Annotated in this window: 12 protein-coding genes; 11 read left to right on the top strand and 1 reads right to left on the bottom strand. The window is 70.5% G+C overall.

Features of this window, described 5'->3' with window-relative positions; all coding sequences use genetic code 11:
* Positions 1 to 153 precede the first annotated feature (153 nt).
* The 8 genes from ACT53U_RS08250 to ACT53U_RS08215 all read left to right on the top strand — a co-directional run bounded on the left by ACT53U_RS08250 (position 154) and on the right by ACT53U_RS08215 (position 8,389).
* Complete coding sequence (locus tag ACT53U_RS08250) at positions 154 to 1,596, top strand: peptidoglycan-binding protein (RefSeq protein ID WP_476154050.1); 1,443 nt, start codon at positions 154 to 156, stop codon at positions 1,594 to 1,596.
* A gap of 22 nt (positions 1,597 to 1,618) precedes the next feature.
* Complete coding sequence (gene mutM, locus ACT53U_RS08245) at positions 1,619 to 2,533, top strand: bifunctional DNA-formamidopyrimidine glycosylase/DNA-(apurinic or apyrimidinic site) lyase (RefSeq protein WP_476154048.1); 915 nt, start codon at positions 1,619 to 1,621, stop codon at positions 2,531 to 2,533.
* Between the two features lie 128 nt (positions 2,534 to 2,661).
* Entirely contained in the window at positions 2,662 to 3,432 is a 771-nt protein-coding gene (locus tag ACT53U_RS08240) for an enoyl-CoA hydratase (protein ID WP_476154046.1), read from the top strand.
* 278 nt (positions 3,433 to 3,710) lie between these two features.
* Positions 3,711 to 3,977, top strand: coding sequence for a 30S ribosomal protein S20 (gene rpsT, locus ACT53U_RS08235; protein ID WP_476134407.1), 267 nt, complete (start codon positions 3,711 to 3,713; stop codon positions 3,975 to 3,977).
* A 676-nt stretch (positions 3,978 to 4,653) separates the two neighbouring features.
* On the top strand, positions 4,654 to 5,100 hold the full coding sequence (locus tag ACT53U_RS08230; protein WP_476154044.1) for a rhodanese-like domain-containing protein: 447 nt from the start codon (positions 4,654 to 4,656) through the stop codon (positions 5,098 to 5,100).
* 169 nt (positions 5,101 to 5,269) lie between these two features.
* Complete coding sequence (gene dnaA / locus ACT53U_RS08225) at positions 5,270 to 6,709, top strand: chromosomal replication initiator protein DnaA (protein WP_476154042.1); 1,440 nt, start codon at positions 5,270 to 5,272, stop codon at positions 6,707 to 6,709.
* Between the two features lie 219 nt (positions 6,710 to 6,928).
* A complete protein-coding gene (gene dapB / locus ACT53U_RS08220; protein WP_476154040.1) occupies positions 6,929 to 7,747 on the top strand; it encodes a 4-hydroxy-tetrahydrodipicolinate reductase in 819 nt (272 codons plus the stop codon).
* Between the two features lie 24 nt (positions 7,748 to 7,771).
* Positions 7,772 to 8,389: a 2,3-bisphosphoglycerate-dependent phosphoglycerate mutase gene (locus tag ACT53U_RS08215; protein WP_476154039.1), complete on the top strand. Its 618-nt coding sequence runs from the start codon at positions 7,772 to 7,774 to the stop codon at positions 8,387 to 8,389.
* 77 nt (positions 8,390 to 8,466) lie between these two features.
* Here the strand turns inward: ACT53U_RS08215 and ACT53U_RS08210 are convergent, their stop codons facing one another.
* A complete protein-coding gene (locus ACT53U_RS08210; RefSeq protein ID WP_476154037.1) occupies positions 8,467 to 9,450 on the bottom strand; it encodes a LacI family DNA-binding transcriptional regulator in 984 nt (327 codons plus the stop codon).
* 166 nt (positions 9,451 to 9,616) lie between these two features.
* Between ACT53U_RS08210 and ptsP the strand changes: the two genes are divergently transcribed.
* The 3 genes from ptsP to ACT53U_RS08195 form a co-directional block, all read left to right on the top strand.
* Entirely contained in the window at positions 9,617 to 12,121 is a 2,505-nt protein-coding gene (gene ptsP, locus ACT53U_RS08205) for a phosphoenolpyruvate--protein phosphotransferase (protein ID WP_476154035.1), read from the top strand.
* On the top strand, positions 12,118 to 13,074 hold the full coding sequence (gene pfkB / locus ACT53U_RS08200; RefSeq protein WP_476154033.1) for a 1-phosphofructokinase: 957 nt from the start codon (positions 12,118 to 12,120) through the stop codon (positions 13,072 to 13,074). Before ptsP ends, pfkB begins: the two co-directional genes overlap by 4 nt.
* A gap of 54 nt (positions 13,075 to 13,128) precedes the next feature.
* The coding region (locus ACT53U_RS08195; protein ID WP_476154031.1) for a fructose PTS transporter subunit IIB at positions 13,129 to 13,649 on the top strand (521 nt) is incomplete at its 3' end.

The raw sequence follows: 13,649 nt of genomic DNA, 5'->3' as shown, positions 1-13,649 counted from the left end.
GCGAAATGAGGATGAGACGGCGTGCGAAAGCGTCATCGAAGCGTGATCTTCGCGGCCGATCGCCTCTGCCGTCGGTCCGCCCCCTCGACGCGGCGGCGGCCGTCTGAGAAGATCGCGCCGACCGATCGCCGGATCGAGGAAGGACGCCGCGCCATGACCCCCGCCAGGACCCAGAGACCGCGCCGCGCGCAGGCCGCCGCCCCGTTCCTCGCCGCCGCGCTCACCCTGACCGCCCTCCCCGCCTTCGCCCAGGATGCGCAGAACACGCCGAAGGCCACGACGGCGGCGGCTCCCGCCGCGACCGAGCTCGAGACCGCGCGCGCCGGCTGGGACGCACGGCCGGAAGCCGAGCGCCGGGCGATCCAGTCGGGTCTGCTGTGGACCGGCGACTACACCGGTGCGATCGACGGCACCTTCGGCCGCATGACCTTCGAGGCGATCCGCGCCTTCCAGGCCCGCCACGGCTTCGTCGCCGACGGCATGCCGACGCCGCCGGCGATCGCCCGGCTCGCCGAGACCGAGAAGAAGAAGCGCGAGGCGGTCGGCTTCGCCCTCGTCGACGATGCCGCGACCGGTGTCCGCCTCGGCATGCCGGTGAAGCTCCTCGGCAAGGGCGCCAAGGCGGAGGGCGGCACGCGCTGGACCTCGAAGGACGGCAAGATCGACTATCGCGCCTATGCCGTGGCGAAACAGGACCTCGCCCAGCTCTTCGAGCGGCTGAAGCAGGAAGGGCCGACCCACAAGGTCGGCTATGCCGTGCTCAGGCCCGACTGGTTCGTCATCACCGACACCGTCGGCTCCAAGCGCGGCTATGCCCGCTTCGAACGCTTCGGCGACGGGGTGCGCGGCTTCATCGTCTATTCCGACCCGTCGGTCGGCGCCGAGTTCGACCGCGTCGTGCTGGCGACCGCCTCGTCCTTCCGCCCCGACTTCAAGACGCCGGATCCGCGCGACACGATCGCCACCCCGACCGCGAAGCCGGCGCAGGTCTCCACGCCCGAAACGGCCAAGACCGCCCCGCCCATCGCCGTTCCCACAGCCCTCTCGGCAACCGGCCTCCTGGTCGCGCCGGGCCGCGCCATCGTCGCGGCCGCCGCGGTCGCGGCCTGTCGCGAGGTCAAGGTCGCCGGACGGGCCGTCGCCGTCGCCGGCCTCGACGACGCCAAGACGCTGGCGCTCGTCTCCTGGGCCGAGACCGGGACCGTGCCGCCGATCCGGCTCGCCGAAGCGCCGCCGGCGCCGGGCGAACCGGAGATCGTGGTGATGCGTGGCGCCGCGGGCACGACGGTCGTCTCCGGCCGGGCGACCGCAACCGGCGTCGGCGCCGCGCTGCAGCCGGGCGGCTTCTCGGCGCCGGTGCTCGACGCCTCCGGCCGTCTCGTCGGCCTCGTCGCCGACCGGCCGGACGAGAGCCGGTCGATCGCCGGCATCCTGCCGTCGGCCGACTACCGGCTGATCCCTGCGGCGGCGCTGACGGACTTCGTCGGCAAGGCCGGCGGCGGCATCGAACCGCCGGGGCCGACCCAGACGCTCACCAGCGCCGGCGCGGTCGCGACGCTCGGCGCCAGACTGGTCGCCGTCGTCTGCGAGAAGTGACGAGCGACCCCGAGGAGACGCGATGCCCGAACTGCCCGAGGTGGAAACCGTCCGGCGCGGTCTCGCGCCGGTGATGGAAGGCGCGCGGATCGTCGGCGTCGAACAGCGCCGCGCCAATCTGCGCACCCCCTTCCCGCCCCGTTTCGTCGAACGGCTCGAAGGCACCACCGTCACGGCGCTCGGGCGGCGGGCGAAGTATCTCTTGGCCGATCTCTCCTCCGGCGAGGTGCTGATCGCCCATCTCGGCATGTCGGGCTCGTTCCGCATCCGCGGGGGCGACGACGAGGCGGTGCCCGGCGTCTTCCACCACGGCCGCGACAAGGCGGCGGCGCACGACCACGTGGTCTTCCATCTCGAAGGGCCGCATCTGCCGAAGGGGGCGAGCGTCACCTACAACGACCCGCGCCGCTTCGGCTTCATGGATCTCGTGCCCCGTGCCGACCTTCCCGCCCATCCCTCGATCGCCGGGCTCGGCATCGAGCCGCTCGGCAACGAACTCGACGGCGACCTGCTCGGACGATTGTTCGCCGGCAAAGCGACGCCATTGAAGGCGGCGCTGCTCGACCAGAAGCTGATCGCCGGCCTCGGCAACATCTATGTCTGCGAGGCGCTGTGGCGGGCAAAGCTCGATCCGCGGCGGCAGGCGGGCACGACCGTCACCGCGAAGGGTGGGGCGACGGCGCAGCTCGTCACGCTCGCCGAAGCCATCCGCGCGGTGCTCGGCGAGGCCATCGAGGCGGGCGGCTCCTCCTTGCGCGATCATCGCCAGGCGAACGGCGAGCTCGGCTACTTCCAGCACGCCTTCGCCGTCTACGACCGCGAGGGCGAGCCCTGCCCGCGGCCCTCCTGCGACGGCGTCGTCGAACGCGTGGTGCAGTCGGGCCGGTCGACCTTCTTCTGCCCGCGCTGCCAGCGCGCGGGCGGCCGGGGGCGTTGACGCGGGCCCCACGCGGATTTCCGCAGAGGGGTCGTGCGAAAGAGGGCGTTGCCCGTCGTCGCCCGCTCCGTTAGCCCTTGGGACGACGAGGCGGCCGCGACGCGCCGCCCGACGGGAAAGGACGCCCCATGGCCTACGAGAACATCCTGGTGGAGACCCGCGGTCGGGTCGGCCTGATCACGCTCAACCGCCCGAAGGCGCTCAACGCGCTCAATTCCGCCCTGATGGCGGAGGTCGGCGCGGCGCTCGACGTGTTCGAGGCGGACGCCGGGATCGGCGCGATCGTCATCACCGGATCGGAGAAGGCCTTCGCGGCCGGCGCCGACATCAGGGAGATGCAGCCGCTCACCTACCCCGAGACCTATGTCGACGACTTCATCACCTCGTGGGACCGCGTGGCGCGCGCCCGCAAGCCGGTGATCGCCGGTGTCGCCGGCTTCGCGCTCGGCGGCGGCTGCGAGCTCGCCATGATGTGCGCGACGATCTATGCCGCCGAGACCGCCAAGTTCGGCCAGCCCGAGATCAAGCTCGGCGTGCTGCCGGGTGCCGGGGGCACCCAGCGGCTGACTCGCGCCGTCGGCAAGGCCAAGGCGATGGATCTCTGCCTCACCGGCCGGCTGATGGATGCGAAGGAGGCCGAGGCCTCCGGTCTCGTCGCCCGCGTGCTGCCGGCGGAAGGCTTCGTCGACGCCGTGGTGGCGATCGCCACCGAGATCGCCGAGTTCGCGCTGCCGTCGGTGATGCTGACCAAGGAGTGCATCGATCGCGCCTTCGAGACGACGCTCTCGGAAGGCCTGCGCTTCGAACGGCGGGTGTTCCAGGGCGTCTTCGCCACCCCCGACCAGAAGGAGGGCATGGCGGCCTTCCTGGAGAAGCGCAAGCCGAACTTCCGCCCCTGAGGCGCCTCGGCGCCGATCGCTCGCCGTCCTCGAGGGGCGTCGGCGCCGATCCTTCGCCGACAGGGCGAGAAACCCGACGCGTTCCCGGCCGAATTGGCCTTCGCGCCCGTTGACGGGCCGGGACGCCGCGGTTATAAGCTCGCCCACTCGGTGGCGGCTCGTTCCGCCGCCCACATGTTCCATATTACGTGTCGGCCCGCCCGCGGCCGCTCTCCCCGCGGGGAGATCGGTCAGGCTCTTGAGGTCGGGCACGGTCGAGATCCAGGAGAGGCTCGTCCATGGCCAATACGCCGTCCGCCAAGAAGGCGGCCCGCAAGATCGCGCGTCGCACCGCGGTCAACAAGTCCCGTCGTTCGCGCGTCCGCACCTTCGTGCGCAAGGTCGAGGAAGCCATCGCTTCGGGCGACCAGGCCGCCGCCGCCGCCGCCCTCAAGGCGGCCCAGCCGGAGCTGCAGCGCGCCGCTTCCAAGGGCATCGTCCATCGCAACACGGCCTCCCGCAAGATCTCGCGTCTGGCCAGCCGCGTGAAGTCGCTCGGCGCCTGATCGGCCCCTCGCGACCGCGTGTGAAATGCTCTGAACCCGGGTCTCGCGACCCGGGTTTTTTGTTTCTACCTGCGGTTGGACGACGTCCAGACGCGGTACCCGATCTCGTCCGAAAGCGCTTTCCGGACGGCTTCGACAGCTTTTCCGCCTGCCAAGAAATACCACGATAATTCAATGACTTGATGGCAGGTCATCACGACCCCTCGCGAGCATCGACGATTCTTCGCCGTCTCGCGTGAAACGTGACGTGGCGTCCTTGATGGAATGTCGCAGATCGGGGTTTTCCGAATCCGGCGCCGAACTCGATTGAGTCGGAAGGACTTGTCGGAGGTCGGCGGGCGGTGGGGTGTTGCATGCATGCGTCGAGGGGCCGCGACGGCGTTTTGAGACGTTGCGTCGGTCGCGGGGGGTGTGTACATATTGGCCATCGGGGCACGGGGACCCCGCTCTCACGAGAAGAACGGAGGGTATCTTTCGCGACACGACGTCGTTTCGAAGCCGCAACAAGCAGAGAAGCGAAAAGTTCGCGTAAAAAGAGATACCCTTTCGGGCTTTGCGTGCAGATCTACTTCTGTGTGACGGGCGATAGTCGGTCACAGGAAGAAACTCCACGAACATCAGCTGGAAATTTTCGGGGCCTTCCGGGCGAAGACCGGAAGCTTGGGGGTTTTTTGTCATGTCGATTTCGGACACGGGAGGCTACGCCGGTGACGTGGCGCCCGAGGAGGCTTGGGCGTCGCTGTCTTCGGACCCGCGCGCCGTCCTCGTCGACGTCCGTACGACGGCGGAATGGTCCTTCGTGGGCCTGCCCGACCTGAGGGACATCGGCAAGCGGCCGGTCACCATCGAGTGGCAGGTCTTCCCCTCCATGGCGGCCGACCCGAACTTCGTCGCGAAGCTCTCCGAGCTTTTCGCCGGAGACGGCGTCGAGACCGATGCGCCGATCTATTTCCTCTGCCGTTCGGGCGTTCGCAGCAAATATGCCGCGATCGCCATGACCGAAGCCGGATGGAGCCGTTGTCTCAACGTCTCCGGCGGTTTCGAGGGTCCGCCGGACCGGTCCGCCCATCGCGGTACCGTCGCCGGCTGGAAGGCCCGCGGGTTGCCCTGGACCCAATCCTGATTGCGTGCGACCGGCTTCGGCCGGAACGAGTGGACCTCCGGAGGGCACTCCGGGGGACGGCGTTTCGTCGCCTCGTCACGGACGAGCGAGGCACCGGGACCCTCCGGAATCGGCAGGCGCCGGTTTCGACAGAAGAGCAGAGAGGCGGACGACGATGGAGGCACGTGCGATGACCCGGGAGACCGATCCTCGCGACGAATGGGACCGCATCAAGGTGCGTCTCAGGGTCGAGCTGGGCGAGGACGTGTTCACCAGCTGGTTCGCCCGCGTCGAATTCGAGGCGCTCGCCGGCGACACGGTGCACCTGTCGGTGCCCACCCGCTTTCTGAAGAACTGGCTGCAGGGCCGCTATCGCGACCGCCTGCTGGCGCTCTTCCGCGAGAGCTTCGGCCAGGTCACGCAGATCGACTTCGCCGTCCGCTCCGCCATGCGTCCGACCGCCGGGGCCCGCGAGGCCGCCGAGGCGCCGAAGCGTCCGGCACCGACGCTGGTCGCCTCCAACGCGTCCGAACCCCGTCCCGCCGCCCGTTCTGCGACCGCCTCCGCCGCGCGGTCCGACGACGAGCTCGCCGGCAGCCCGCTCGATGCGCGTCACACCTTCGACAGCTTCGTCGAGGGCCGCTCCAATTCGCTGGCGCTCGCCGCCGCCCGCCGCGTCGCCGACGTGCGTCCGGGCGAGACCGTGCCCTTCAATCCGCTCTACATCCACGCCTCGGTCGGGCTGGGCAAGACGCATCTCCTCCAGGCCGTGGCGAACGCCGCCCGCGCCCAGGGCCGCAAGGTGCTCTATCTCACCGCCGAGCACTTCATGTACCGCTTCGTGCAGGCGCTGATGGCCCAGTCGGCGATCGCCTTCAAGGAAGCGCTGCGCGGCATCGACCTGCTGCTGATCGACGACATGCAGTTCCTGCAGGGCAAGCAGGTGCAGCAGGAGTTCTGCCATACGCTGAACTCGCTGATCGACGGTGCCCGTCAGGTGGTGATCGCCGCCGATCGCCCGGCCGCCGACCTCGAGACGCTCGACGAGCGGGTGCGCTCGCGCCTCGCCGGCGGTCTGCTGGTCGAGATCGCCGCGCCGGACGTGGAACTTCGCCGGCGTATCGTCGCCCACCGGGTCGACGCCGCCAAGCGCGCCAATCCGGGCCTCGAGATCTCGGCCGCCGTCGTCGACTGGGTCGCCGAGAACGTCGCCTCGTCGGGCCGTGACCTCGACGGTGCGGTCAACCGTCTCGTCGCCCACAACCAGCTCACCGGCCGTCAGGTCGATCTCGAGATGGCCGAGGCCGCGCTGCGCGACCTGCTCAGAGCCCGCGAACCGCGCAAGATCAAGATCGAAGACATCCAGCGGGTCGTCTCCAAGCACTTCAACGTGACCAAGGCCGACCTCCTCTCGGCCCGTCGCACCCGCACGGTGGTGCGTCCGCGCCAGATCGCGATGTATCTCGCCAAATCGCTGACGCCGCGCTCGCTGCCCGAGATCGGCCGCCGCTTCGGCAATCGCGACCACACCACGGTTCTCCACGCGGTCCGCAAGATCGAGGAGATGGCCGGCGCCGATCGTGCCTTCGCCGACGAGATCGAAATGCTGAAGCGCCTGCTCGACGTCTGATCGGGCACGCGAATTTCCATTCGGCGAGGGGCTGCGGGCGACCGCGGCCCTTCGTCGTCTCACGCCCTCCCCCACCCGCTCATGCATCCGGGGGAGCGCTGATCGACCTTTCCGGTGCTTGCACGCGCCGGGCGTGTGACGTATCCGAGGCTCGGGATCGCCGGTACGGCGGCGCGGGGCGCGCGCGGAGCGGCCGGAGCGATCACGGGAGATTTGTTCATGGCGGACATGCGTCTCGTCGTGGTCGGTGCGTCCGGCCGCATGGGCCGGACCCTGATTCGGGCGGTGACCGAGACCGAGGGCACGATGCTCTCGGGCGCGATCGAGCGCGCCGGGTCACCCGACATCGGCCGGGATGCCGGCGAGATCGCCGGCATCGACAAGCTCGGCGTCCAGATCACCGACGACGCGCTCTCCGCCTTCGCCCATGCCGACGGCGTGCTCGACTTCACTGTGCCGGCGGCGACCGTGCATTTCGCCGAACTGGCGGCCCAGGCGCGGATCGTCCACGTGGTCGGCACCACCGGCTGCTCGGCCGCCGAGGACGCCAAGCTCGCCGCCGCCGCCCGCCACGCGGTGCTGGTGAAGTCCGGCAACATGAGCCTCGGCGTCAATCTGCTGGCCCAGCTGGTGCGCGAGGCCGCCCGGGCGCTCGGGCCGGAATACGACGTCGAAATCGTCGAGATGCATCATCGCGCCAAGGTCGACGCGCCCTCGGGCACGGCGCTCCTCCTCGGCCAGGCGGCGGCGGAAGGCCGTCGCGTCGACCTTTCCGCGCATTCGGTCCGCTCGCGCGACGGCCACACCGGCCCTCGCCGCATGGGCGACATCGGATTCGCGACGCTCCGGGGCGGCACCGTCGTCGGCGACCACATGGTGGTGCTGGCCGGCCCGCACGAGCGCATCGAGCTCACGCATCGCGCGGAGGATCGTTCGATCTTCGCGCGCGGCGCCGTCAAGGCGGCGTTGTGGGGCATGGGGCGAAAACCCGGCCTCTATTCCATGGCCGACGTACTGGGCCTTTCTCCGAAGGCCTGACATCCTTTCCAGGGAGCCATACGCATGGAACGACTGCTCGTCCTCTGCCGCCACGGCGAGAGTGAATGGAACAAGCTGAACCTCTTCACCGGTTGGAAGAACCCCGACCTGACCGAGAAGGGTGTCGCCGAGGCCAAGGCCGCCGGCCAGAAGCTCAAGGCCAAGGGCCTGGTCTTCGACCTCGCCTACACCTCGGCGCTGACGCGCGCCCAGCACACGCTCGACCTGATCCTGACCGAGCTCGGCCAGACCGATCTGCCGATCACCCGTGATCAGGCGCTGAACGAGCGCGACTACGGCGATCTCTCCGGCCTCAACAAGGACGAGGCCCGTGTGAAGTGGGGCGAGGAACAGGTCCACATCTGGCGCCGCTCCTTCGACGTTCCCCCGCCCGGCGGCGAGAGCCTGAAGGACACCGCGGCCCGCGTGCTGCCCTATTGGGACGCCCACATCCTGCCGGACCTCAAGGCCGGCAAGCGGGTGATCGTCGCCGCCCACGGCAACTCGCTGCGGGCGCTGATCATGAAGCTCGAGAAGCTCACGCCCGAGCAGATCCTCAAGCGCGAACTGGCGACCGGCGCGCCGATCGTCTATCGCCTCGACGCGAACGGCGAAGTGATCTCGGGCGAAGACCTCGCCTGAGGCGACGCCCGATCCGAAGAAGCGAACGGCGGCCGGAGCGATCCGGCCGCCGTTTTCGTGTCTGCCCGTGAGCGACGTCAGACCCGGACGGACGAGCCGCGCACCACCAGCCGGCCGGAAAGAACGATCTTGCGCGGCGCCATCTCCGGCGTGCGCAGGCGTTCGAAGAGCAGTTCCATCGCGGTGCGGCCGATCTCGGAGACCGGCTGTTCCATCACGGTGAGGCCGGGGCCGACCAGTTCCGTCCAGGTCTCGTTGTCGAAGCCGGCGAGCGCCAGATCGCGCGGCGTCTCGAGGCCGGCGGCGCGGATGGCGCGATAGGCGCCGAGCAGCATCAGGCCGTTGGAGACGACGACCGCGTCGGGACGCAGGCCGCTCGCCAGCCGCTCGGTGAGCGCCGCGGCGGCGGCCTGGTCGTTCGGGGCTACGAAGACGGCATCGGGCTCGAGGCCGCGGGCGGCCATGGCGGCGCGATAGCCGTCGTGGCGCTCGACGGCGGTCGAGGAGGTGTTGCCGAAGAGACCGAGGATGCGGCGATGGCCCTGGTCGGAGAGGTGGCCGACCAACTGTCCGGCGGCGCCGGCATTGTCGATCACCACGGCGTCGTGGGCATCGAGCGGGCCGGCGCGGTCGACGAGCACCACGGGGAAGTCGAAGTCGAGCGACCCGAGCGTGCCGGCGGCGGCGCGAGTCGGGGCGTAGATCAGGCCGGTGATCCGCTCCTCCTGCATCAGACGCAGATACATCGCCTCGCGCTGCGGATTCTCGTCCGTGTTGCAGAGCACCACGCGCATCTCGGCGCGGTAGGCGGCGTCCTCCACCGCCCGCGACAGGGTGGTGAAGAACGGATTGCGGATGTCCGAGACGATCAGGCCGATGGTGCGGGAATGCTGCGAGCGAAGGCGCCGGGCCGAGAGGTTCGGGCGATAACCGGTTGCCCGCACGGCCGCTTCGACCTTCTCGCGCAGGTCGGCGCTGACCGGGCCGTTGCCGAGCACCCGTGACACGGTGGCGGCCGACACGCCGGCGGCCTTGGCGACATCCTTGATCCCGACCGACATACGTGAAATCGTTCCTGTGGCGTTTCCTGAAACGCACCTGAATCATGGTGCAGCGCAGCATATATATTTGCAGAAAAGTTGCGAAATTGCAATGCATTGCCTGTTGACGAATGATGTGAAAACGTTTTCAATACACATCAAGAACCCGGGAGGAAGGGATCCGAAAATGACCAATGCGCCGTCGCTCATCACGTCCGAGTTGGTCCGCCTCGGCGCGACCCCGGCCACCAAGGAAGCCGCCATTCGCGAGGCGGCGCAGATGCTGGTCGCGACCGGCCGGATCGATCCGGCCTATGTCGAATCGATGCTCCGCCGCGAGACCGTCGCCGAGACCTATCTCGGCCACGGCGTGGCGATCCCCCACGGCATGGTCGAGGACCGCGGCCTGATCCGCGACAACGGCCTCGCCGTGTTGCAGATCCCCAACGGCGTCACCTGGAACGACGGCCAGACCGTTCGCCTGCTGGTCGCCATCGCCGCCCAGTCCGATGCCCACATCGCCATGCTTCGGCGGCTGACCCGCCTGTTGCAGGACGATGCGGCGCTCTCGGCGCTGACCACCACGACCGATGCCGGCGCCATCCTGCGCGCCCTCGACGAGAACGCCGTCGTCACGCCCGTTGCCGCGGCCGAGCCGGCGACCGACCTCGCCGAGCGCTTCACCTGGGTCTGCGACTATCCCAACGGGCTCCACGCCCGCCCGGCGGCCCATTGGGTCGACATTTCGCGCCGCACCCCGGCGCGGCTGCGCATCCGCGTCGCCGATCGGGTCGCCGATCCGAAGAACCTCGTGTCGCTGCTCCAGCTCGGCCTGATGGCGGGCGAGACCGTCGTGGTCTCGGCCGAAGGCACCGAGGCGAGCGCCGCTCTCGCTTCCCTCCAGTCGGCGATCACCGGCCTCACCGCCCAGGAGAAGGCCGACGCCGCCAAGGCCGCGGCCAAGGCGGCCGTGGCGCAGGGCTGGACGCCGCCGTCGGCGCTGCCGTCGATCCTCGGCATCTCGGCCTCGCCCGGTCTGGCGCTCGGCCGCGTCCATGTTCTGAAGCCGGCCGAACTCGTTGTTCCCGACGTGCCGGTCGGCCTGATCGAAGGCGGTGCCGCGCTCGACGCGGCGATCACCGAGACCCGTCAGGCACTCGCCGCACTCGCCGACGACACCCGCCGCCGCATCGGCGGCTCCGAGGGCGGCATCTTCGAGGCGCAGGCCGAGTTCCTCGCCGACACCGATCTCGTCACGCTCGCCTGCCAGCTGATGGTCGAAGGCCATGGGCCGGCCTGGGCCTGGCACGAAGCGGTCGAGCGCACCGCCGCGTCGCTCTCGGCACTGGGCAATCCGCTGCTCGCCGCCCGCGCCGTCGATCTGCGCGACGTCGGCCGCCGCGTGCTCGCCCGCCTCGCGCCGGAGACCGCCGACGGCGGCATCTCGCTGCCCGAAGGCCGCATCGTCCTCGTCGCCCCCGACCTGACGCCGTCCGACACCGCCGGCCTCGACACCGCCAAGGTCGTCGGCCTCGCCACCGCCCAGGGCGGGCCGACCTCGCACACCGCGATCCTCGCCCGCACCTTGGGCCTGCCGGCGCTGGTTGCCGGCGGCAATGCCCTGCTCGATCTCGCCGACGGCACCGAGGTGATCGTCGACGGCAGCGCCGGCCGGCTGTGGATCGGACCGGACGACGCCGCCAAGGCGGCGCTCGAGGCCCGTCTCGCCGAAGATCATGCCCGCGCCGACCGCGAGGCGGCCGATCGCGCCGCCCCGGCGGTGACGACCGACGGCCATCGCGTCGAGATCGGCGCCAATGCCAACACGCCCGAGCAGGTGGCGCTGGCGCTCGACATGGGCGCCGAGGGCGTCGGCCTGATGCGGACCGAGTTCCTGTTCCTCGAGCGTTCGGCGAGCCCGAGCGAGGACGAACAGGCCGAGATCTATTCCGCCATGGCCGGTGCACTCGGCGGTCGCCCGCTGATCGTCCGCCTGCTCGACATCGGCGGCGACAAGCAGGTCGCCCATCTCGACCTGCCGCACGAGGAGAACCCGTTCCTCGGCGTCCGCGGTGCCCGTCTGCTGCTGCGTCGCCCCGATCTGCTCGAGCCGCAGCTGCGTGCGATCTATCGCGCCGCCAAGGCCGGCGGCCGCCTGTCGATCATGGCGCCGATGATCACCTCGCTCGGCGAGGTGCTGCAGCTGCGCGCCGCCTGCGAACGCATCCGCGCCGAGCTCGACGCCCCCGTGGTGCCGGTCGGCATCATGGTCGAGGTGCCCGCCGCAGCGCTGATGGCCGACGCGCTCGCGGCTCACGTCGACTTCTTCTCGATCGGCACCAACGATCTGACCCAATACGCCCTGGCGATCGATCGCCAGCATCCCGACCTCGCGGCCGAGGCCGACGCGCTGCATCCCGCCGTACTGCGGCTGATCGAGCGCACCGTCGCCGGTGCCGCGGCGCACGACCGTTGGGTCGGCGTCTGCGGCGGCATCGCCGGCGATCCCTTCGGCGCGGCGCTGCTCGCCGGTCTCGGGGTCGACGAGGTGTCGATGACGCCGCGCGACGTGCCGGCGGTCAAGGCGCGGCTTCGCTCGGCGAGCCGGGCCGATCTCCGGGCGCTCGCCGAAAGGGCGTTGGCGTGCGAGAGCGCCGATCAGGTCCGCGCGCTCGACGGAGGCCGGTCATGACCCGTCCCGCCATCGTCACCGTGACGCTCAACCCGGCGATCGATCTGACGATCACCGTCGACCGGCTCGAACTCGGCCACGTCCAGCGCGCCCGCACCGCCCAGTCCAACGCCGGCGGCAAGGGCGTCAACGTCGCCGGCTGCCTCGCCGACTGGGGCGCGGCCGTCACCGCGACCGGCGTGCTCGGCCGCACCAACGACGACGTCTTCGCCGAGTTCTTCGCCGCCAAGGGCATCGCCGACCGTTTCGTGCGCGCGCCCGGCGAGACCCGCACCAACATCAAGATCGCCGAGACCGGCGTCGGCGAGACGACCGACGTCAACCTGCCCGGCCTCGTCGTCGATGCCGGCCTCGTCCATGCGGTCTGGGCGGCGGCGCTGCGCGATCTCGAGCCCGGCGCGCCGGTCGTCCTCGCCGGCTCGCTGCCGGAGGGGCTTGCCGCCGACACCTGGGCGCAGATGGTCGCCGACCTTGCGGGCGAAGACGCCCGCGTCGTGCTCGACACCTCGGGCGAACCGCTCGCTGCGGCGCTGGCGCCTGCCGTCACACGCCTGCCGCATGCGATCAAGCCCAATCGGGCGGAACTCGAGGCGTTGCTCGATCGCGCCCTGCCGACGACGGCCGATCTCGTCGCGGCGGCGCGCGAGCTGGTCACGCGCGGCATCGCGCTCGTCGTCGTCTCGCTCGGCGCCGAGGGCGCGCTCTTCGTCGACGCGACCGCGGCACTCGCCGCCCGCGTCGCGCCGAAGACCCCGGTTTCGACCGTCGGCGCCGGCGACGCCATGGTCGCCGGCATGGTCGCAGCCCTCGCCGAAGGCGGGTCGCTCGACCGCATCGCCAGACTTTCGGTCGCCTTTGCGACCGCCAAGCTCGACCGCATCGGTCCCCATCTCGGGGATCCGGCCGCGGTGGAAGACATCGCCCGGCGGGTGGACATCCGCCGGTTCGACTGAACGGACGATCCGCATTCATCGAGAAGCGGGGGCGAGCCCCGACAGGAGGAAGGCATGACGAAGCTCATCGCAGTCGTCGCGGCGGAAGGCCGCGGCACCCAGACGCTGCTGGCGATCGAGGCGCTGAAGAAGGCCGCGGTCGCGGCCGGCGCCACGCTCGTGGTCGAGACCCGCACGGGCGGCCAGTCGGCCCAGCCGCTCTCGGCCGAGGACATCGCGGACGCGAGTGGCGTCCTGATGGTCGGCGACGGCGATGCCGGCGCGGATCGTTTCGCGGGCAAGAAGACCGTCGCGGTCAGCCTCGATGCGGCGCTGGCGGATGCCGCCGGTGCGCTCGCCGGCCTCGGCCTCGCCACTGCTGCGCCCGCCGCAGCACCGGCCGCGAAGTTCATCGTCGCCGTCACCTCCTGCCCGACCGGCATCGCCCACACGTTCATGGCGGCCGAAGGCGTGGAGAACGGCGCCAAGGCGCTGGGTCATGCGGTCAAAGTCGAGACTCAAGGGTCGGTCGGTTCGCAGAACGCGCTGACGGCCGAGGAGATCGCCCGCGCCGACCTCGTCATCATCGCCGCCGA

This window comes from Pinisolibacter sp. DMC19 (genome assembly GCF_056313985.1).
The sequence above is the reverse complement of the archived record's forward strand: the minus strand, read 5'-3'. Positions and strand labels throughout refer to the sequence as shown.